The sequence below is a fragment of the Niastella vici genome (genome assembly GCF_002077945.1).
In the GTDB taxonomy this organism is placed as follows: Bacteria; Bacteroidota; Bacteroidia; order Chitinophagales; family Chitinophagaceae; genus Niastella; species Niastella vici.
In genome coordinates this window covers 18686-42554 of record NZ_LVYD01000061.1, presented here as the reverse complement: position 1 = coordinate 42554, position 23869 = coordinate 18686, and the positions used below count along the sequence as shown (strand labels likewise).

12 protein-coding genes are annotated in these 23869 nt (G+C 45.4%); 11 read left to right on the top strand and 1 reads right to left on the bottom strand.

The window, feature by feature from the left end:
- Nucleotides 1-18: 18 nt before the first annotated feature.
- From A3860_RS28205 to A3860_RS28160, 10 genes are all read left to right on the top strand, one after another.
- Nucleotides 19-3099, top strand: a complete 3081-nt coding sequence (locus tag A3860_RS28205; protein WP_081152930.1) for a SusC/RagA family TonB-linked outer membrane protein — start codon at nucleotides 19-21, stop codon at nucleotides 3097-3099.
- Between the two features lie 15 nt (nucleotides 3100-3114).
- The gene (locus A3860_RS28200; protein WP_081152927.1) at nucleotides 3115-4884 is read left to right on the top strand and encodes a RagB/SusD family nutrient uptake outer membrane protein; all 1770 of its coding nucleotides are present in this window, start codon (nucleotides 3115-3117) and stop codon (nucleotides 4882-4884) included.
- 34 nt (nucleotides 4885-4918) lie between these two features.
- A complete protein-coding gene (locus tag A3860_RS28195; RefSeq protein ID WP_081152924.1) occupies nucleotides 4919-5410 on the top strand; it encodes a CHRD domain-containing protein in 492 nt (163 codons plus the stop codon).
- 26 nt (nucleotides 5411-5436) lie between these two features.
- Nucleotides 5437-6879 carry a glycosyl hydrolase family 28 protein gene (locus tag A3860_RS28190; protein ID WP_081152921.1) on the top strand — a complete coding sequence of 481 codons (1443 nt, stop codon included), beginning with the start codon at nucleotides 5437-5439 and terminating at the stop codon, nucleotides 6877-6879.
- 60 nt (nucleotides 6880-6939) lie between these two features.
- Nucleotides 6940-9672 (top strand): RICIN domain-containing protein, encoded by a 2733-nt coding sequence (locus A3860_RS28185; protein ID WP_081152918.1) that lies wholly within the window; start codon nucleotides 6940-6942, stop codon nucleotides 9670-9672.
- Between the two features lie 104 nt (nucleotides 9673-9776).
- Nucleotides 9777-16625, top strand: a complete 6849-nt coding sequence (locus A3860_RS28180) for a LamG-like jellyroll fold domain-containing protein (protein WP_081152915.1) — start codon at nucleotides 9777-9779, stop codon at nucleotides 16623-16625.
- 131 nt (nucleotides 16626-16756) lie between these two features.
- The gene (locus tag A3860_RS28175) at nucleotides 16757-18418 is read left to right on the top strand and encodes an alpha-L-fucosidase (protein WP_081152913.1); all 1662 of its coding nucleotides are present in this window, start codon (nucleotides 16757-16759) and stop codon (nucleotides 18416-18418) included.
- 39 nt (nucleotides 18419-18457) lie between these two features.
- The gene (locus A3860_RS28170; protein ID WP_143774298.1) at nucleotides 18458-19846 is read left to right on the top strand and encodes a family 43 glycosylhydrolase; all 1389 of its coding nucleotides are present in this window, start codon (nucleotides 18458-18460) and stop codon (nucleotides 19844-19846) included.
- 23 nt (nucleotides 19847-19869) lie between these two features.
- On the top strand, nucleotides 19870-21474 hold the full coding sequence (locus A3860_RS28165; RefSeq protein ID WP_216823519.1) for a glycoside hydrolase family 43 protein: 1605 nt from the start codon (nucleotides 19870-19872) through the stop codon (nucleotides 21472-21474).
- Complete coding sequence (locus A3860_RS28160; protein WP_158085387.1) at nucleotides 21461-21622, top strand: histidine kinase; 162 nt, start codon at nucleotides 21461-21463, stop codon at nucleotides 21620-21622. The genes A3860_RS28165 and A3860_RS28160 overlap by 14 nt, the downstream gene beginning before the upstream one ends.
- Before the next feature lie 250 nt (nucleotides 21623-21872).
- Here the strand turns inward: A3860_RS28160 and A3860_RS28155 are convergent, their stop codons facing one another.
- The gene (locus tag A3860_RS28155; protein ID WP_081152904.1) at nucleotides 21873-23075 is read right to left on the bottom strand and encodes a TlpA family protein disulfide reductase; all 1203 of its coding nucleotides are present in this window, start codon (nucleotides 23073-23075) and stop codon (nucleotides 21873-21875) included.
- 548 nt (nucleotides 23076-23623) lie between these two features.
- Here A3860_RS28155 and A3860_RS28150 point away from each other — a divergent pair.
- The gene (locus A3860_RS28150) at nucleotides 23624-23869 is read left to right on the top strand and encodes an HTH domain-containing protein (protein ID WP_081152901.1); all 246 of its coding nucleotides are present in this window, start codon (nucleotides 23624-23626) and stop codon (nucleotides 23867-23869) included.

The window sequence follows — 23869 nt, the reverse complement described above, 5'->3', positions numbered from 1 at the left end:
CCTAATAAACGACATAAAATGAAAATAAAATTATTCATATTGATGTGGTTTTCGCTGCTGTCATCCACTGTATGGTCTCAGAATATAACAGTAAGAGGCCGTATAGTAAATGATAAAAATGAAGCCATAAGCGGAGCTACTGTTTCAGAATTCGGCAATGAAAAGTATGCAGGCGTTGCTGATGAACAGGGGAATTTTGTTATCTCAATAAAGCCTGGCAGTGGCAGGAAACTGGTGATCGCAAACGTTGGGTATCAGCCTCAAACGGTTGCTGTGATTTCAGGGACTCCCATGCTGATTCGCCTGGTGCGCGATGTAAAGGGATTGGAAGACGTGATAGTAATTGGGTATGGGCGTCAAAAAAGGATCACAAGTACCGGGGCTGTTAGTTCGGTAAAGGGTGAAGAGATCAGGACGGTGCCTACGGCAAACATTCAGAATACCCTTGTAGGCCGGTTACCCGGTTTTTTCAGCCAGCAAAGAAGCGGCCAGCCGGGATCCGACGCTGCCGATTTTTTTATCAGGGGGGTTAACTCAATCAATGGAGATAACAAACCGCTGATCATTGTGGATGACATCGAGTACGATTACACCCAGCTTTCACAGTTAAACGTAAATGAAGTAGAATCAGTCTCCATTCTGAAAGATGCGGCTACCACGTCTATTTACGGATTAAAAGGCGCCAACGGTGTTTTGGTTATTACCACTATCAGGGGGCGTATCGGAAAACCGCGGATCAATGCCACGGCTGAGAACGGCATTAACAAAGTGATCAGGATGCCGACCTTTCTTGATTCGTATACTACTGCCTTGCTTCGAAATGAAGCAACTATAAATGATGCATACGGTCAGTCGCAGGCGCCTGTACTTCCTTTTACGGCCGACGATCTGCAAAAATTTAAAGACGGCTCTGATCCTTATGGCCATCCGAATGTTAACTGGACAGATGTTTTATTAAACAGAACATCTACACAATCCCGGTATAATGTAGATATAAATGGAGGCAATTCTTTTGTGAAATATTTTACGTCCCTGGGTTATTATTCTGCAAATGGTATTTTAAAAGATTTCAAGCCAATTGGAGATTATGTCAATGTCAATTATTTCTACAGGCGTTTCAATTACCGCTCCAATTTGGATATTACCCCTACAAAAACGTTAAAGATCCGGTTCGACGTCAATGGTCGCTTTGAAACGGTCAACAACCCGAGCGGCACTGTAGAAGCGGCCGGGCTTTTTTATGAATTGAGTGCATTTCGTTACATGGCCCCGTATGCCATGCCGGTAATAAATCCGGATGGCAGTTACGGCTATGCATCACATGCCGGCGCCATAACTAATAACGGCGCTATTAACCCGGTTTTCAGGTTGGCTAATGGCGGGTACATAAGAAATTTCAATAACAACTATAACATTGTTGCAGGCGCCGACCAACGGTTGGATTTTATAACTGCAGGCCTGTCTGCTAAAGTAAATATTTCTTATGCCGGCAATAACAATGATGGCCGCAACCTTAACCGTAGTGGTTTGCCTGCTTATAAATATAACCCGGTTACGAATTCTTATTCAATAAGGGACGCAGGTCAATACCGTATGCTTCCCTATTCAGTTGCATCTAAAAGTAATGCCTTCAACTCTACCACTATTGTTCAGGCATCGCTTAATTATGATCGCACATTTGGCCGTCATCATGTTACCGGGCTTTTGTTGTTAAATCAACGGAATTATATAAACGGAGGAAATATTCCCATCAACTACCGGGGCACCACTGCGCGGTTGGATTATGATTTCAAGCGTAAATACCTCTTTGGCGTTACCATTGCCCGCAATGGTAATGATCTGTTCCGCAAAGAGAACCGGTATGGGATCTTTCCGGCAGTTTCCTGGGGCTACAACCTGTCGGAAGAGCCGTTTTTCAAGAACCTGTTCCCATTTTTTGACCTGTTCAAGATCAGGGGCTCTTATGGCCTTGTTGGCTCAGACGCCAGCTATCCAAGCACTGTAACCTCTGTTATTCAATATGCAACAACAGGTACAAATTTTTATGGCAATACCACCGTGGAAGGGGCTATGGTAAATCCTGATGTTACCTGGGAAAAAGAAAGGAAGGCAGACCTTGGGCTGGAGGTGAACATGTTCCAGGGTAAGGTTATATTAAGCGGAAGCTATTTTTACAACTACCGTTATGACCAATTGATTGACCAGGGTGGTGTTCCCCTGTTAATTGGACAGTCGCTTCCAAAAAAGAATATCGGTAAATCAGAGAACAGAGGCTTTGATGGAATGATTGCTTATAAGAACAGGATTGGGGATTTTAATTATTCGATCAGTGCAAATGCGTCTTATGCTGTAAACCGGATAGTTTACATAAGTGAGGCGCCCGATTATCCTTACCAGGCCAGAACGGGAACCAGGTTGGGTTTAACAATGGGCTATCATAGCCTTGGATTTTACCAGCCTGATGATTTTGATGCGAGCGGAAAAGTAACCAAAGGCGTTGCTGCTCCGCTTTGGAGTGTGATACAACCGGGCGACCTGAAATATGCCGATATGAACGGCGACGGCGTAATCACCGATGCCGATAAAACCTGGTTGTCGAAACCTAATTTGCCCAACATGAATCTGGGTGCTGAATTTACGATCGGCTACAAAGGGTTGACACTAAGAGCACTGCTTCAAGGCGCTTATGGTTATGCCGTGCAGGTAGCAGCGGAGGGCGCCGGTGATGCTTTCAATGGCAATTTGCGTCCCTGGAACCTTGAGCGCTGGACACCCGCCACTGCGGCTACGGCCACTTATCCACGCATTGGGTTGAACACGAACGTAAACAATATATCGTGGCAAACGGTCTCTGATTTCTGGTTTGCCAATACCTGGTATGTACGATTAAAATCGCTGGACCTGGCTTACCAGATCCCCGGCAGTTGGTTAAAAGGTACCAGGGTACTTCAGAATGCGCGGGTGTATGTCTCAGGATATAACCTGGTGAATATACAGAACATGGGTAAGTTTCAGCAGGACGCTGAAATTGCAAACGGCACCGGTGGGGCCTATCCCAATACGGCAAACTTCAACCTTGGATTGCAACTGGGCTTTTAATTCAAAAAATTACTTATGACCTTACATAAAATATATTGGAGGCCCTTATTGGCCGGGCTTGTTACAGCCACCTGTTTTATCACCGCATGCAAGAAAGATTTTCTTGATCAGAAAACCTTATCAGCTATCGATGAAGCGGCAGTCTTTCAGGATAGCACCAGGTCACTGGGAATGATCAATAACCTTTATTCCAACCTGGGAATATCTTTTAACCCCAGAAGATTCAACAATACAGGGTTAGACGCTGCCTGCGATGAATCGGAACCGCTCAGCGATCCTACCTTTTACACCTATAAGATCTCAAGTGGCGGCATTAACCCCAATAATGCCGATAAAGGTCTGTGGTCGACCACCTTCGGGATGGTTAGGGCCGCGAATATCTTTTTGAAAAATAAAGACAGCATTCCTGTATCAAATGCAACGAGAGACTACTGGACGGGGCAGGTACGGTTTTTTAGGGCATGGTATCTCTTCACGCTCTTAAAACATTATGGCGGCATACCCCTGATTGGCGACCAGGTCTTTGGCGATAAAGAAAAAATAGACGTGCCACGAAGCTCATTTGAAACCTGTATAAAATATTTAACCGATGAACTGGATGCGGCCGCTGCCACACTTCCGGCATCTTACCGTTCGGGCGATGCAAATCAGCTGAGAATAACGAAGGGGTCAGCACTGGCAGTAAAAGCACGGATGCTTTTATACGCAGCCAGTCCGCTGTTCAATAGCGGGCCAAGAGCAGATGATCCTGAACATTTACTCACTTTTCCCGGTGCAGATCCCGAACGTTGGAAGCAGGCTTCAGATGCGGCAAAAGCGGTGATCAACCTGGGCGTTTACAGCTTATATACGGCATCTTCAACGCCTCTTTATACGCTCTTTTTGCAAAACACCCCTCAACCGGAGCATGTGCTCGTGTATTGGCAACCTGCAGTAACTTCCAATAATTTTTATATTGAAAACAGCGCCAATCCTACTTCAAGAGGAGGCATGAATGGCTGGCAGGGCGTAAAGTATTTTCCAACACAGGAGTTGGTAGATGAATTTGAGATGATCAACGGGCTAAGAATAACAGACCCTGCTTCCGGTTATCCCGGCGTTGGCAATAATATGTATAAGAACAGGGATCCCCGGCTCACTTATACAGTTAACTATAATGGTTCCATTCGCAACCTGGGCTCATTTGGCGACCAGCCCGTCAATACCTACACAGGCGTAATTCCAACAGGTAATGCAGCGGCAACCAGCGCCAGCCTTGACGGCATCTATACACCTACAGGCACGTTAACGGGTTATTTCAGGTACAAGATGTGTAATGGCGCTGTGGGCGAGTTGTATCGTCCCTGGGTAGTGATGCGGTATGCAGAAGTGCTGTTGAATGCAGCCGAGGCAACGAATGAATACTACGGTGCAACTACTGAAGTGTATGACTGGTTAAAGATGATCCGCAGCCGTGCCGGGATCACTGCAGGTACAAACGGATTGTATGGTTTAAAGGCTGGTATGAGCAAAGAGGAAATGCGGGAAGCCATTTGGCATGAACGCCGCGTGGAGTTGGCTTTTGAGGAACACCGGTTCTGGGATGTGCGCCGCTGGAAGATCGCTCCGCAAACGGAGAATGCAGAAACCCACGGAATGGAAATTACAAGAGCTGCGAACGGAAGTTTTTCGTACCGGGTGATCGTTATACGAAAACATAAGTTCACCGACGCCATGTATTTCTGGCCCATACCGCAAAGTGAAATTACGAAGTCGCCTTCTTTACAACAAAACCCCGGGTATTAAAAGACATGCTTTAAACAATTTTAATGTTCAAGTTATGAAACGCATTATAACCGCGCTTGCTCTTATTGCCGCTTTTTCAATAATTGCCTGTACAAAAGGAGGAAAGCTGGAAAGGATCAGCGGCGACCAGTATACGATCACTTCAACTGCGGGCAGCAAACAACTGGTGCCGGCAATTGATACCACTTCCACCGGAGCATTTACAGGTTTTTATGATGAGCAATCGAACATATTGAGCTTCACCATAACGTGGAATGATCTGTGGCGAACGGCCAGCAAAGACACCATTACTTCGGTAAACTTTTACGGTCCTGCCACTGCGGAGACAAATGGCGCCTTAGTGCGTTCGCTGCCTTTTGTAAGCACAAACAATGCAGCGAGTGCCAATTTAGGCCTGGCAGGCATACGAGGATTTACAACGAGCGAACAGGCAGACTTCCTCTCAGGAGCCTATTACTTTACCATCAATACGAAAAAGTATCCCAACGGTATCGTTAGAGGGCAGTTGGCAGCAACAAAACAATAAATCTTATTCATTTGATTCGTGAGCTTATGCAAAAGTTTCAATCCCTGGTCTTTTTTCTTTGTTTTTATGGTTTGAAAACAAATGCACAACAATTGATCACTTATCCGGTACCGCAGGCAGTTGTTTACTCCATGCACAACGATGACTACACCGTGAAAGTGCGCCAACCCGGCGGGGAATGGCAGGATTTGTATGAATACAATGTAAAAGTCGATCTCGATAAACCGCAGGATGCTTCGATGGTTTACTTTGATTTTTCAGGAACAGTAGAAGTGTTCGTTCAAAAGAATAACGGTACCGTGCAGTCGGTTAAGGTCCGTCCGTCTTCTTATGAAATAAAACCGGTCTTATATGGCAATAGTCTCACTTTCACCTTAACTGAACCCCGGAAAATCTCCATAGAGTTTGATGGCGATAAATTACACAACCTGCACGTATTTGCCAACCCCATTGAAACGGCTCGTCCCGATCCCAACGATCCCAATGTTGTTTATTTCGGGCCAGGTGTTCACCTGCCGAAAGACCTGCCTGGTGACGCGTTCAACATTTCCTCAGGTAAAACGGTTTACATTGCTGGCGGCGCCATCGTGAGAGGAAAATTAATGTGTGATAAGGTGCAGCATGTGCGCATTACCGGTCGCGGCATTATTGACCAACCGGAGCGAGGTGTAGAGATCAGGCACTCAAGTGATGTTACCGTAGATGGGGTCATTGTAGTAAATCCAAAACACTATACAGTTTTTGCCGGGGGATCGGACCATATTACCATCCGCAATTTGAAATCATTCAGTGCCAATCCCTGGAGCGATGGGCTCGATTTTATGAGCTGCAGTGACGTCACTGTTGATGACGTGTTCATGCGCAATTCTGATGATTGTATCGCCGTGTATGCACACCGGTGGGAATTTTATGGCGATGCCAAAAATTATTCCGTTACGAACTCCACTCTTTGGGCCGATGTAGCGCATACCATTAATATCGGCGTTCACGGCAATACGGAAAAAACAGGTGAGGTAATTGAGAATTTACTGTTTAAAAACATCGAGATCCTGGAGCTCGATGAAGACGATCCCTCTGCCGAGGGGTGCATGGCCATTCAGGCAGCCGACATGAACCTGGTTCGCAATGTTCGCTTTGAAGATATACGGGTAGATAATTTTCAGGAGGGGAAATTGCTGCAATTAAAAGTCGCCTTCTTTGATAAATACAATGCGGCTCCCGGGAGGGGAGTTGAAAATATTTATTTCAAGAACATAAGTTATAACGGCTTTAATAATTCTTGTTCCATCATTAATGGTTTAGATAAAGATCATCTTGTAAAGGATGTGACGTTCGAAAACCTGCGCATCAACGGAAAACTGATCAACAGTGTTGAAGAGGCAAATATTAAAGTAGGCGAGTTCGCAAAAAATATAACGTTCAAAAATTCGCAGCCGGCAAAGCCGGGTTTGACGAGTGCAAAGAACTAAAGGCAGGAAAAACGATCAATGATACCAAATAACCAATAACAGTAAAACCAAATTCTTGCTATGAATCAGACGAAACACGTATTATTTTTCCTGTTGCTGTTTTACAGTATTACAGCAACAGCACAAACATTTGTGCATCCCGGCGGCTTACATACACAAACCGATTTAGACCGGATGAAAACCCAGGTGGCGGCCGGTGCGCATCCCTGGATAGATAGCTGGAACGCTTTGATCGTTCACCCAAAAGCACAAAATACCTACACTGCCGGGGCTCAGGCCAACATGGGCGCCAGCCGTCAACGCGCTTCTGCCGATGCAGTGGCCGCCTATCTCAACGCATTGCGTTGGTATATCTCCGGTGATACTTCTTATGCAGCCTGCTCGCGAAGAATATTAAACGCCTGGGCTTATGCGGTGAACCAGGTGCCGAGTGGCCAGGACATTCCCGGCCTGATGGGAATAGCGGTGTATGAATTTGCAGTGGCGGCAGAAGTGCTGCGGCTGTATCCTAACTGGTCATCAACAGATTTCAATCAGTTCAAAAGCATGATGACCACTTACCTGTACCCGAATTGCCATGATTTTTTAACGCGGCACAACAATGCCTGTATCACCCATTACTGGGCTAACTGGGACATCTGTAACATGACAGCCATTTTAGGCATTGGTATTTTGTGCGACGACACCGCAAAGTTCAACGAAGCGATCACTTATTTTAAATCCGGGGCAGGCAACGGCAATATTGCTAACGCAATTCCTTTTATACATCCGGGTGGTTTGGGCCAGTGGCAGGAAACGGGCCGCGACCAGGAGCATGCGCTGTTAGGGTTGGGTATGCTGGGAAGTTTTTGCCAGATAGCCTGGAACCAGGGACAGGATATGTATGGTTATGATAATAACCGCCTGTTGGCAGGCGCTGAATATACAGCCAAATACAATCTATGGAAAGATGTTCCTTATACCACTTATAACAACTGCGATAACGTGCAGAACTATTGGGCTTCTGAACAAAACGCTTTTGGCCGGGGAAGATTACAGCGGCCCATTTGGGAAATGATCTACAACCACTACGTGGTACTCAAAGGCCTGAGCGCCCCCAATGTAAAAGCTATGGCCGAAGTGAACCGGCCCGAAGGATTCGAGAATGATGATAACCTTGGATTTGGCACGCTCTGCTATACCCTCAATGCAGCAACATCGCCATATCCTGCATCACCTGCTCCACCGGCGCCTGCAGGCCTGAAAGCGACAGCCAGCGTGAAAAAAGTATGGTTAAGATGGCTTCCTGTTGTTACGGCAAATGGATACAATGTGCTGCGTTCAACAACAAGCAGCGGGCCCTATACTACGATCGCCACTTACAAAGGGACTAACCCTTTATACGAAGATACCGGTGTAATCAACGGCACTGCGTATTATTATGTGGTATCAGCCATCAATCAGGCGGGAACCAGTAGTAATTCGTTGGAAGTAAATGCAACTCCGGCCGCTACCGGTGCATTGCCCACCGGCTGGGCCTGGCAGGATATTGGAACCGTTGCCACGCCCGGAGGCGCCGGTTATGCGAATGTGAGTAATGGAACTTTTGTAGTGAGTGGTTCCGGCGCCGGCATCGGTGGCGCCGCAGACGGTTTGAGTTATGTGTATAAAACGGTGACCGGTGATGCAACCATCACTGCACGGGTTGCAGCAAATACCTGGGTTGGCGGTGGTGCACAAAAAACGGGCATCATGATCCGCGAATCGCTTGCTGACAATGCCATCGCGTTCAGTATGACTTTTGGTGACGGGGGCGTTCGCGAAGCAAGGTCAGGACGCCGCACTACTACAGGTGGTTCTATGAGTTTTCAAACAGGTAATTTATACACCCGTGCGCCTGGCTGGTTCCGCCTGCAACGAGCCGGCAATACGATAACAGCTTATCAATCTACCGATGGAAGAACATGGTTTACGGTAGGGGCGCCTGTTACGGTATCAATGGCCGCTACTTATTATGTTGGCCTGGCTGTTTCTTCAAACAGTTCCAATGTAAACACTGCCACCTATGATAGCGTAACGATAACGAGCGGTGCCATCGCAAACGGCACTTACCGCATCATCAACCGTAACAGCGGTAAAGTGCTGGATGTAGCCAATAAATCAACAGCCAACGGCGCCAATGTACATCAATGGACGTGGCTTAATGGCGCCAATCAACAATGGAACGTGAATGATCTTGGCAATGGGCAATACAACATTGTTGGCGTGCAAAGCGGAAAATACCTGGATGTTGCCAGTGGTTCTACCGCCGATGGCGCCAATGTGCAGATCTGGCAATCTACCGGTGGCGCCAATCAAAAGTTTACATTCACGGTTACCGACAGCAATTACTTTCGCATAACGGCGGTGCACAGTGGTAAAGTGTTGGAAGTGGCCAGTGGTGCTACAGCCGATGGCGCCAATGTACAGCAATGGACCTGGAATGGCGCCTACAACAAACAATGGAAACTGGTGCCTGTAAGCAATGCATCTGCAAGAATTGAAAATACTGTTCCCGCACAAACGCCCGCATCATCGAAAGATCTTGTGCTGTATCCCAACCCGGTAACTAATCAACTGATGCTTCAATTGCAAAATGGTTTTGCCAAAGGAGCTACACTAAAATTATGTGATGTTTCGGGCAAAACGATCTACAGGGTGAAAATAACAGGCAGTCAATACCAGCTTTCTACAGGCAAACTACCTGCAGGTATGTATGTGCTGGAACTGAGTAATGGAAGCAAGACCATAACCGAAAAGATCATTAAAAAATAATCAATAAGCCAGCCGGTAAGCGAATAAAAAAGCTTGCAGGCATAAAACATTTTTTGAAAATATCTGATGATACAGATTTTTTTTACCCGTCCAAAACGAACCATATGATGAAAATTTTAACAGCTTTACCAAAGATCAGAATGCTTAACTGCCTTTGGGCGATCATCTTTACGTTTTTGATTTCCCCTAATGCAGGGGCGCAAACCTTTACGCATCCGGGAGCCCCGCTTTCAAAGTCTGACCTGGATGTCCTGAAGGCACATGTGAAGGCCGGAGATTATCCCTGGAAACAGGCTTATGATATTATGGCTGCCGATGGCAAATCTCAGTTGACTTATACTTATCAGGCTTTTGCTACGGTTACCCGTAGTCCGGATCTAAACCTTTACCGTTGGAGAAACGATATGACGGCTGCCTTTTATTTATCGCTGATGTGGTATTTTACGGATAATGAGGCCTATGCAGCAAAGGCGAGGGATATTTTAATAGCCTGGGCCACCACCCAAACGGAGTTTGGAGGACAGTTGGGAAACCTGGACTTAGGTGATTACGCGTATGCCTATGGGGGAGCTGCCTCCATCCTTCGCGGAACCTGGAGCGGCTGGACGGCTGAAAATACAGCAGCCGTAAAAAACCTGTTTAATAACGTATACTGGCCGGCTTCAGGTTGTTCTTTTTATGCTATAGGTCCATCCAATAAAGGTAACCTGAGTATGGCCGCAGGTGTCGTGATCGCCGCATTTTCCGACGATCCTGATAAAATAGCCCATATTGTCTACCTGTCGAGATATATTGCTTCTTGCGGGCTTAAAAATACCTTGCCCAGTGGCCAGAATGGAGAAAGTTTAAGAGATCAGGGGCACGCCCACGGCACCTGGAACAATCTGGCCTTCACGGCAGAAGTGCTCTATAAACAGGGTATCGACATTTATTCCGACCTGGAGGACCGGATTATGGCCAATGCCGAATATTTTGCCAGGAAAAATTTAAGCATACCCATCGGGTTCGTCCCTTTTGGTACTATTGATGCCTATTATTTAACAGATATAACCAACCCCTGGGACCAGGGAAGGTTTGGCCCTACTTTGGCTCACGGGGCTTATGTTGTCCGTAAGAAGCAAAGTTCGGTTTACCTGAGCAAACTGCTAAATGCCATCCCCAGACGTTTTGACCCGGTAATCACCTGGTTCTATAAGTCGGAAGACAACTCTACGGCTACTGTTCCACCGCAAACGGAAATTGTCCCTGAGCCTACCAAAGTGGGAACAGGGGGCTTAACCTCTCTGGACATAGGCACGGCGTCCCCTGCCGGAAGCAGTTCCTACAATAACAATGTGTGGACGGTAAAAGGAAGTGGGGATATATGGACACATGGAGCGGATGCTTTGCACTTCGTGTATAAGGAAGTGACCGGAAATTGTTCCATCATCGCTAAAGTGGAATCAGTTGAGGGCACTGCTGCTAATGCCAAGGCGGGGGTAATGATCCGTTCTGATCTGACGGCTACTTCAGGGCAAAGGGCATGGATAGCGGTAACTCCGGGGGTGAACGCAGAGTCGTTTATGCATGGATGGTCAGAACTAAGGGGCGGTTCTTATTATGAGAAAGAGTCCAGGCCAATACCTGGCATTCCTTATTGGGTAAAAATTGAACGTGTAGGGGAGATGATTGCCACCTATTATTCTCCTGATGGCGTAAGTTGGGCGGCGGCAAATGAGGGCAGGTATACGGGCTTTACCGGCAAAGCCTACATTGGCCTGGCGGTTTGTTCCGTTGTCAATGGTGTTTTAAATACGGCTACTTTTAGCAATGTAAGTGTTACCGGAGGGCAAGGGGGAGTTGTTACTGCACCCGAAGCTCCGCATTCTATATATGCCTATCCCGGAGATAAACAGATGCGGGTAAAATGGCTATCCTCCTTCGGGGCGGATAGCTATACGCTTAAACGCTCAACTTCTGAGAACGGGACCTATTCTACCATTGCCACAGGCCTTTCAGGAAATACGTTTCTGGATAATAATTTATCAAACGGTCAGACCTATTATTATAAGGTTTGTGCTGTAAATGCTGCGGGCACCAGTGCAGATTCACCAGGAGATGGAGGTGTTCCGGAAGCGCCGCCGGTTCCGCAGGTATTGAATTCCGATAGTTTCAATGGGATATATCGAATTATAGCAACTCATAGCAATAAAGCAGTAGAGGTTAAAGATGGTTCAACAGCAGAAGGCGCCTTATTGGGACAAAACCCGTATTCTTCTTCAGGTAACCAGCATTGGAGAATAACTCCTATATCCGGTACAGATTATAAGATCATAAACCTGCGGAGTGGAAAAGCAATGGATGTGGTGAACAATGCCATAACCAATGGTGCGGCAATCGAACAGCGCACTTATTCGGCTACAGATTCAGCCCAGGTATGGTCTATTAAGGACCGGGAGAACGGAACGTTCAGTATTGTGGGAAAACAAAGCCAGAAAGCGCTGGAGGTTGCCGGCTCAAGTACTTTAGACGGTGCGGCAATGAATCTCAACAGCTGGCTTGATAATCCTAATCAGATCTTTAGAATAGAACCTGTTACGGCAGCAGACATGGACTCCGCCTACCATAAAAAGCTGGCTGAAGCCATAAAACTACGCGATACCACACAGACGAGTGACTCAATTGTGGGCGGTAAATTTCCGGTAGCGGCCAAAGTACAGTTGAACGATAGCATCATGTATGTACAGTCCTTGTACAATCCGCAATCAACAGTTTTTCAGATTAATGACTACGTTACGCTATTGGAGAATGCTATGGAACGGTATAAGGCGGCTATGTATTACTTTACGAATACACTTGCTGACGGCAATTACTATCTTAAACCACTTGCCAGCGATTCGTTGTGGACCAGGAATGAGACCAACAAGCCTTTATTTGATGTGTCGAATCCCAATCCATTAGTGCAAATGTGGAATGTGAAAAAGCAGGGAAACGGCAGGTATAAAATTACCTGTCTGAGCGCCCCACCTCCGGCATTTAGCAATTATATCTATGAGGACGCATTATTTGGCCGTAATGTCATTGCCTACTCAGACGCTTACAATTCATTTAATATTTACTCTAACGGTACCTCGCATGCGGTTCAACGGGCACAAAACGCCGGAAACGGGTACTGGTATAAAAGTGGCAATCAAATACTTGCTGTACTTGGAAGTAATAATGATCCGGTTCCCTATAGTTTCCCATTCCGTTTTGAACCTGTGGGAACTGTTCCCATAAGCCTCACCGCTTCAGCAGCAGATGGTAAAAACGTCCTTGAATGGGACCCTATCGCTGATTTTACTTACAATGTAAAACGTTCCACCACACCGGGCGGGCCTTATACCACCGTCGCCACCGTGAGCACAGCCAGGTTCACCGACACTGCTGTGAATAGTGGAATAGCTTATTACTACATAGTTGCTTCGCCGGATAGCGTCGCATCCAGTACGGAGGTGTTGGCATCCCGCAATGTTGGGTTAATTTATCTTAAGTTTGATGAAACCAGCGGAACACGCTGTGTTAGTAGCTGGGGAACAACTTACGCCACCATGGCAGCTACAGCAACACGCGATACCGGGAAAGCAGGAAATGCACTTAAACTGGATGGTACGGCCAACGCATATGCTACGCTGCCAGCCGGAATAATGAGTACTGTATCTGATTTTACCATTTCAACCTGGGTGAAAATGGATACGCTTGCCAACTTTATGAGAGTGTTTGATTTTGGGAACAGTACCACACAATACATGTTCCTTACAGTCCAGGCAGGAACGCCAACGGTAAATGGCGTAAGGTTATCAACCGTTCGGTATGCCATTAAAAACGGAAGCCCGGCCGAGTTGAACCTAAGTTATAATTATGCCTTCCCGGTAAATGCCTGGGTACACCTGGCGGTTACTCAATCGGCGGATACAGTCAAACTGTATATCAACGGAGCGCTGGTTGGTACCAAACTCAACGTCACAATTAAGCCTTCCCAATTGACCCCTGCGGGTGCTACTACAGGTACTGCTAAAAACTACCTGGGTAAATCTCAATTTAATGATCCGATGTTTAAAGGTTCAATTGACGAATTTAAGATCTACAAGCGGGCTTTACCTGCTTCGGAAGTTGCAGAAAATATGAAGGTAGGCCAAACGATCACGTTCAACCCCATTACTCCCAAATTAATGGGTGATGCAGATTTTGATTTGGAGGCTACTGCTTCTTCAGGTCTTCCGGTAACTTTCACCAGTTCGGATACCACAGTTGCAACGATAGACGACAGAACGGTCCATCTCTTAGCTGGCGGAACTGCCATCATTACCGCTTCACAGGCAGGGGATGAGGTTTATGGCCCGGCATCACAGGCAAGATCATTACTGGTTGGCATTACCAATAATACGCAGCTTACTACTTTAATGGGCAGGCCATTTAGCCATACCATTACCGACAGGCCATACAGCAATTTTACGGCAACAGGTTTGCCCGCCGGCTTAAGCATAAATGCTACTACAGGTATAATATCAGGTACACCTACGGAATACGGTACTTTTACTGTAATTATAGGCGCCACCAATGGCAGTATCCCGGGTACACAAGCCATTACGTTAACGGTACAGAATAATGTGGTAAGCAATGTTCTTGTTGCCTCAGGTGATGCTAAAAATATCCTGGAATGGGATGCTATTCAGAACGTTACGTATAGCATTAAGCGTTCCACTACATCAGGCGGGCCTTATACTACTATCGGAAGTGTGAGTACTACCAGGTTTACTGATACCAACGTTAGTAATGGAACTACTTATTACTACGTGGTTGCCGCAGTTGATAATGCAGGAGAGATGCCTCCGGGTACAGAGGTTATAGCATCGCCGAATGCCGGTCAGCTTACTTATCTGAAAATTGACGAAATAGAGGGAACACGTGCTATTGATAGCTGGGGAGCTACTCATGGTACCTTAGCCGCCACAGCAACACGGAGTGCCGGAAAATATGGAAATGCATTGAAACTTGATGGTACGGCCACAGCTTATGCTACGCTGCCCGCCGGAATCATGAGTACGGTAACTGATTTTACCATTTCAGCCTGGGTGAAAATGGATGCCCTTGCCAACTGGATGCGGGTGTTTGATTTTGGTAACAGTACTACCCAATATATGTTCCTTTCGGTTCAGGCCGGAACTACTACTGTAAATGGCGTATCGTCATCAATAGTCCGTTATGCCATTAAAAACGGAGGCACAGAGTTAAACGTAAGTTCTCCCTATGCCTTCCCGTTGAACACATGGGTTCACCTGGCTGTAACCCAATCAGGGAATACCGCCCGCCTGTATATCAACGGAACTTTGGTTGGTACGAATACCAATGTCAATATTACGCCTTCGCAACTTACCCCTACGGGCACTATTACCGGCACCTCGCTAAACTACCTGGGTAAATCGCAGTTTAATGATCCGCTGTTTAAAGGTTCAATTGACGAATTTAAGATTTACAAGAGGGCTTTAAGCGATGCGGAGATTGCAGAAAGTATGAAAAGAAGTCAAATCATCACCTTTAACGCCCTTTCACAAAAACAGGTAGGAGATGATGATTTTAATGCTGGTGCCATTGCTTCATCGGGTCTTGCTGTAAAATATAGCAGCTCAGATACGACTGTAGCAATGATCGTTAATGGTCTTATCCGAATTGTGGGAAGAGGTACCACTACCATCACTGCCTCACAAAGCGGAGATTCTGTTTACAACGCTGCAACGGCAGTATCGCAACAGCTTACAGTATATCAACTGCCAACTGTAAAAACAAAGAATATCAGTGCAGCACTTGATTCCAATGGAAAGTTGTTTATTACGCCAAACCAGGTAGATGATGGTTCGGTGAGCTATTCAGGTGCATTGACATTGACTTTGAATAGAACTGATTTCACCTGCTCTGATGTTGGTTCACCAGTGACCGTAACCCTCACTGCAACGGATGCAGACGGGTATTCAGATTCAGCAACGGCAGAAGTAACAGTTATTGATGACCTGAAACCAACTGTAACTGCGCCTTTCCCACAATTCTTCTGTTTCAGCCAATCGGGATCTTACCCTGTTCCTGCATTAGCTGCTTTTGATAATTGTGGCATTGCTTCGATAAGTTACGCTGTAAGCGGAGCTACTTCAAGAAATGGAATAGGAACAGATGCCAGTGGTGTATTCAATGCCGGTCAATCGACCATTACCTGGATGGTAACTGACATGCATGGTAATGTGGATACAGCTGCAACTATAGTGACCGTGAATGCAGCAATGAGTGCAGGCATTCCTGATGTGTATGCCATGAATCCTGCAGTAGATTCTAAAAATACCATTTATATAGGTTATGGTCCAACATCGCTTTCTGTAACGGTTAATGCCACTGGCGGCACTGCACCTTACACCTGGTCATGGAGCAGTGGAGCAACCACTCGATCCGTTAGTGTAAGTTCGGCAGGAACATATACGGTTATTGTTACAGACAGCATGGGCTGTACTACCACCGCCTCTATTGTTATGAATACGCTCGATGTAAGATGCGGCAATAACAACGACAAGGTGATGATCTGTCATAATAACAATACCATTTGTGTAGCCTCTTCTTCTGTTCAGGCGCATTTTGATCATGGTGATCATTTGGGTGGATGTACTGCACCGGCAGCCCGTATAAACACTGAAAACAGTTCAGTGGAAGCAACCAACGGGAAAATCATTGTTTATCCAAATCCTGTTACAGAAGAGCGGAATATTCAGGTAAGTGGAGTTGAAGCGGGTTCTGTTGTAAAAATGTACGATCAGAACGGGGTGTTGGTAAAAACCTTGTTGGTGACCAAAGCATCCGAAGCGATTTCAATGCGTGGATTAGCAAAGGGCATGTATTATTTACAGATAAAGACCCGCGGAGTGCTCATTACTAAAAAGATCGTGAAGCTATAATGTAATTGCAGACAGTTTCTCAATGTAAAGTATAGTCAGGAGGTGAATCCAGTACGGGACGGTAGCATTGCTGCTACTGTCCCTGAACCTGGAAAATTTCAGGGATATAAAAGTATCTTTAATCTAAAAAAATGAAGCGCAGAGCATTAATAAAAGGAATGGCAGCCACCTTGCCTTCACTATGGTTATCCCGTGTAGTAGGCAACGATCTTTTGCAAACCGAATATTCGGGCGAGCCTATTGCAAAAGGACCCTTTAAACCTACCTGGGAATCCTTGCAGAATTATAAAACACCCGGTTGGTTCCAGGACGCAAAATTTGGTATGTGGGCACATTGGGGGCCGCAATGTGAGCCGGAGGCCGGCGATTGGTATGCAAGAGCCATGTACCAGGAAGGTTCGCGGCAATATAAAATACACCTGGAAAAATATGGCCATCCTTCGAAGTTTGGATTCAAGGATGTGATCAATGAGTGGAAGGCAGCCAACTGGAACCCTGAGGAATTGGTGAGTTTGTATAAAAATGCGGGTGCGCAATATTTTATGGCGATGGCCAACCACCACGACAATTTTGATATGTATGATAGCAGGTATCAAAAGCAATGGAACGCTACTAAGATCGGTCCCAAAAAAGATATCATCGGTGGTTGGGCAAAAGCGGCAAAAAAGAATGGACTTCCGTTTGGGGTAAGTGTGCATGCCTCACATGCCTGGCGCTGGTATGAATCGGCGCAACGGTCCGACAAAAACGGTCAATATGCAGGTGTTCCGTATGATGGAAATTTGACCAAAGCAGATGGCAAGGGAAAATGGTGGGAGGGGTTGGATCCGCAGGAACTGTATGCACAAAACCATCCTTTGAGTGAAAACAGTTGGAATGACGGCTCCATTCACCGGCAGTGGGGATGGGGTAATGGTGTTTGTGAGCCAGACAAAGCCTACATTGAAAAATTTTACAACCGCACCATTGACCTTATCAACAAGTACGATCCTGACGTGCTTTATTTCGACGATTCGCAACTGCCATTCTGGCCCATTAGTGACGCCGGTTTGCGCATTGCCGCCCACCTGTATAACAAAAGCATTAAAGACCATGGGGAGCTTCGGGCAGTGATCAATGGAAAAATTTTGGATGAGAACCAGCGCAAGGCCATGGTATGGGATATTGAAAGAGGACAGGCGAATGAGATCCAACCATTGCCCTGGCAAACCGATACCTGCATCGGAGGCTGGCACTATGAACGTGCGATCTATGAGCGAAATGGGTACAAAACAGCAAAGACTGTTATTCAAACCTTGGTTGATATAGTAAGCAAGAATGGGAATTTAATGCTCAACATCCCGGTGCGGGGCGATGGCACAATAGATGAAAAAGAAAGAAAGATCGTTGAAGAAATAGGCGCCTGGATGAAAGCAAACAGCGAAAGCATTTATGCCACCCGGCCCTGGAAAATATTTGGTGAAGGACCTGCACAACAAGCCGCGGCGCAGCTCAATGCACAAGGATTTAATGAAGGGAAAGGAAAAGCATTCACCCATGAAGACATTCGCTTTGCAACAAAAGGCGATGTGCTTTATGCAACTGCCATGGGCTGGCCTGAAAATGGAAAGCTGGTTATAAAAAGCCTGGCAAAGAACAGCCAGTATTTTCAGCAGGAAATTCAAAAGGTGGAGTGGGTGCCTGCAAAACAATCGCTCACCTTCGAAAGAAATGAAAATGGGTTGATTGTTTCATTACCTGAAAAAGCTTCTGATGAATTGACGTACGCAAATGCGGTAAAAGTACTTTCATAAGAACGGCTGTTGGTGAAAATTAATTTTTACGTTTGTGTTATGATGAAAATAATATTCAGTTGCTTTTTGTGGACTATTGTTCTTTCGGCAACAGCTCAAAGTGAAAATCCTTTCGGTCATGCGTTGGTTCCCGATATGATCGCTGATGCCAGCATCCAGGAGATCAACGGAACGTTTTATTGTTATGCAACAACCGATGGATACGATCAGGGGTTAAAAACATCCGGCCCACCGGTAGTCTGGAAATCGAAAGACTTTGTGCACTGGAGTTTTTCGGGTTTTTATTTCCCCTCTGCCGTGGGGCAAAAATACTGGGCGCCCAGCAAGGCTGTAGCTGCCAACGGCAAATACTACATTTATCCAACGGTGAACGGTTTCATGTATCCGGCCGTTGCCAGTTCGCCAGACGGGCCATTTAAACTGGCAAAAGGTGTTGATACGTTTTCTAAAACTTTTACATCGGCTACCTTATTACAATCGAGAGACCCCAAAGGCCCGGCCGGTATAGATGCGGAAATTTTTATTGACGATGATGGACAGCCCTATGTTTTCTGGCAGCGCCGGTTTGCGGCTAAACTGAACCGCGATATGGTTTCTGTAGATACTGCTACAGTTATTCAGATCTCTACAAAACGGCAAGGTTATTCTGAGGGGCCCATCTTTTTTAAACGAAAAGGAATTTATTACTACTTATATACCCTGGGCGGTGATGAAAAATACCAATATGCTTATGGAATGAGCAAAACATCACCGCTGGGCCCGTTCGAATTTCCTGAGAATGATATTATCGCCACTACCAATTATGAACGCCAGATCTTTGGTCCGGGCCATGGTTGTGTCTTCAATGTGCCGGGCACCGATGATTATTATTTTGCCTATCTGGAATTTGGCCGCAGAAGCACCAACCGGCAAACTTATGTGAACAAGCTGCAGTTTAACGAAGATGGCACCATTCGCCCGGTTGATCTGACGATGAATGGGGTAGGCGCTCTGCATCCTGTACCACGGGAAAAAAGGATCCCGGTCGTGAACGCAACAGCATCAGGTGTTCGCGCTGATTTGAACATTAAACGTAATCAGGATTCTTTGTTTAAAAGAACAGAATCCTTTTCTCCGCAGTTTGCTTTCGATGCGGCAAATGGCTCGAGGTGGATGGCTGCTGCTGAAGATTCAACCGCCTGGATCATTGCAGATGTAGGTAAGTCGCAACTGATCAAACGCAGTGACCTGTATTTTGTTCGCCCTACTGCAGGGCATGCTTACCGGCTTGAGTATTCCGTCGATGGTAAAGCATGGAAGCCTTGCGGTGGGCACCAGCAGGTTATTGTTCAATCGCCTCATACAGACAGGTTGAATATAAAAGCCCGCTATTTACGGGTGAAAATTTTAAGTGGCGTCAGGGGTATTTGGGAGTGGCATATTTATTAAAAACTAAACGGCTTTATTTTCAGATGATTCGGCTTCAATCTTTATCGCTGTTGTTTTGCCTGCAATTGGCTTGTGTATTTTCAAACGCTCAAATGAATGGGAACTGGGGCGACCAGGGAAATGGAACGTATGTTAATCCGGTTCTTCCCGCAGATTACAGCGATCTCGATGCCATACGGGTAGGCGATGATTATTACGCCATCTCTTCTACCATGCAATTTTCGCCGGGCATGGTAGTGCTGCATTCCAAAGATCTCGTTAACTGGGAAATTGCCGGTCATGTGGTGGATGACCTCACCCGCATAAGTCCGCAATTGAACTGGGACCGCATGAATTGTTATGGCAAAGGCATTTGGGCAGGTTCCATCAGGTATTATAAGAATAAATTTTGGGTGTATTTCGGTACACCTGATGATGGTTTCTTTATGAGTTCCGCTGCGAATCCTGCGGGGCCATGGGAGCCGGTTCATCAATTATGGAAAGTAACTGGTTGGGACGACTGCTGTTCGTTTTGTGATGACGATGGACAGCTCTATTTTATTGCCACCAATTTTGCGGTTGATCCTAAAAACAATAAAAAGTACAACATTCATTTATTTAAAATGGCGCCCGATGGAAGAAGTCTCATCATGGAGTCTGATTCCATCATCCATCAATCACCAGGGAGTGAAGCCAACAAGCTGTATAAGATCAATGGGCTTTATTACCACTATTTCAGCGAAGTGAAACCGGAAGGCCGGGTGATCATGATGGAACGTTCAAAAAACATCTATGGCCCCTGGAACATCAGGCAATTAGATCATGTTGACGGGAAAGTTGACAGGGAACCGAACCAGGGCGGATTAATGCAGACGCCAACCGGTAAATGGTATTTTCTCACGCACCATGGCAGTGGGGATTGGGAAGGACGCCCGGCCAGTTTGTTGCCTGTTCACTGGATAAATGGCTGGCCGGTCATTGGCGAGCCAGGCGCCGACACAATAGGGCGGATGGTTTGGCGGGGTACAAAACCTGTATCCGCTAAAAGAAAAATTTCGATTCAGACTTCCGATGCCTTCAATGCCCAAAAAGTAAATGTTCAATGGGAATGGAACTATCAACCACGGGTTGGCAAATGGTCTTTGACAGAGCGAAAAGGGTTTTTGAGGTTGTATGCTTTTATGCCCATTGACTCGAACAATAAAAGAAGTATTATACTTCGTGCAGGAAACACACTCACACAACGCAGTATGCGTACGCCTTCCAATATGGCAGCGGTAAAAATAGACCTTAGCGGCATGGCCGATGGCCAATTCAGCGGATTGACACATTTTTCAACTACGAGCAATAGCCTGTTCGGTATCAGACAGGAAAACGGGATACGCAGCTTGGTGTATTCCGATAATGGGAAAGATAGTACAGTTGTCATTGTTACCGGAAAGTCGGTCTGGCTTCGCTCCACCTGGGATGCCAACGGAGTAAGCCGTTATGCTTTTAGTACAGACGGCAAATCTTATCAAACGCTTGAAAGTACTTATCAACTCACCTGGGGCGGCTACCGGGGAGACCGTATCGGGATCTTTAATTTCAATACTACAGAGGATAAGGGGTATGTAGATGTTGACTGGTTTCGATATGATTATAAGTAATAAAGCCGGAAAATGTAACGGGTTGAATCCGCATTTTCTATTTAATTCGCTTCATGCCATACAGGGAACCGTTAACGGCAATAACAGCAGCGAAGCGAATAATTATATTAGCGATATAGCCAGCTTTATGCGCAATGGCATCGATTAAGGTAAGAAAGAATTGTTTGTCTGCAGGATGAGCTGCATCCTGATACAGAGTACCTGCAACTGGAACACAGGCGAAAAAAAATTGCATTTCATTTTTTTATCGATAAAGCGATAAACGTTTCTCAAATCGACAACACACATAAACCGGAGAGTTATAAACGGCAAAACGGCGGTTATCTTCGACGCAAAACGTATGGATGTGCCTGTAAGCAGGCGGCGCAGACATTTGCAGAAGACGTTATAGTTTGGTATTATTGATGCTGCTCAATTACTTTCGAAACGTCTTCGAGTAGGGTATTTGAATAGCCGTCAACAGTAAATATAATTTTGCCCTCCTTATCTATCATGATCAAAGCTGGTGAGCCATAAATGCCATATTTACTTTCGATCGACTTGCCATTGTATACACATGGGATTGTAATGTTCCTGTTTTTTAGAAACAATTCCAGTTTATCTTTTACAGGGTCATCAATGGTATTGACACTGATGAACATGACCTTGTTCTTTTCAAATTTGTCGTGTAATTTTTGTAAGGAAAGCATTTGTTTTTGGCAGGGCGCACATGCTTTATACCAAAAGTCCAGGATGACGATCTTACCTTTTAGAGCTTCCAATTGTAATTTACCGCCCGACAGTAAAGGCAGTTCCCAATCCGGCGCCACAGTTCCGACAGCAAGTAACTTGCTTTCATGTTTGTCGCCGGAAGGGTCATACAGTTTCTCTTTATTATATGCAGCTAATATTTCTTTAGAAAACTGGTTTTTGGCAACAGGTGCAGGTTTTAAATCGGTGATCCAGTAGTCGAATGTCTGTATTTCCTTCGCCTGCCCGATAATGTTTTCAAATTTTACAACTTGCCTGACAGGCAGAAAAGTGCTGGTTGAAATAAAAAAGTATACCTCAGTTTTGTTTTTATCTGAAGGCCGGGAAGCATTGGTTTGTAGTTTATAATAATTCTCGCCGTTGAAAGATTCAATGCCAAGCAATGTAACCTTGCTTAACAGTTTGTCATTATTGAAATGCTGGATGTGCTTATTCAGGTACTTAAATAAGGGGAAAATGAAATAATCGTTAGCCAGGTCTTTTATTTTGTCCGGGTATTTTTCGCTGTAAGTAATTTGTAAAATTTTGTCCCAGGGAGTTACTGTAAACAATGCATTCCCGTCATACAGCTGCTGATAGCCGTCATTGTGAAACGAAGACAACTGGTAACCGGTTAGCGAATCAGACTTCAGTCTTTTAAAAGAACAAATTGAATATTTCGCACGCTTTGTCGTGTCTTCGCCCACGGAGATCTTAGAGATGGTGTTATGCAAAGTGAACTGGCCTTCAGTAATGCTATTTACAGATCTATCGATCTTTTCAAGGAGTTCCTTTGTGTTATATTGCTGGGCATTGGATTTATTAAATAACAGTAACAATAGAAATAGTGTGAGGGTAAAAATTGTTCTCATAATTGCCGTTTGGTCTGTAAGCGGGTTTGCTACAAATAATATTGTTATTTTTCCTGAACCTGTTAGCCTTCAGGAACCTGGTTAATGTCAGGAAGTCCAAATATAACTTAGATCGGGACAACCATTCGGTTGATAATTATTTTTAATAAATCTTTACCAAAGTGTGAATAGATATAGATTGAACTTCCACAAAAGATCGTCCCAGTGGTTTCAGGTATTAATATTATATTTAATCCGATTTTGTACTGCGTACGTTGTTCTCATAATAGATGATTGACAACGAATTTCATCGCCTCCCGCGGCCCATTTGGCGTTTCCACCCCCCTTTTTGGGAGTTTACCCCCCTCCTGAATTTCCAAAAAGAATTGTTTTATGCTGGTAACTTTAAATCATCGCAATCAAAGGAAAATTCTCACGATGTGTCCGTTTTAAAGGCAGGATGTCCGCTTTTTCTCTAGGGTCAAATATAAAACACTAGGAAGCTGTAGGGGGTAATCAGAAATTCGTTGAAATAATGTACATAATACCGCCCAACACACGCTAACAACATGTCTTTTAAAATTATCGAACGATTAGAACGTATTGACCGGCTAATTGCCAAAAAAAACACTGGCACGCCTTCTGAACTATCAAAAAAAATCCGGGTTTCAGAAAGGCAAATACACAATTATCTCAATCTGTTAAAAAAGATGGGGGCCCCGCTATGTTATTGCGGCAAATGCAAGAGTTATTATTACAGGGAACAGGGAAATTTTAATTTCAGGTTCTACAACTATCAACAACAAAAACAGTAA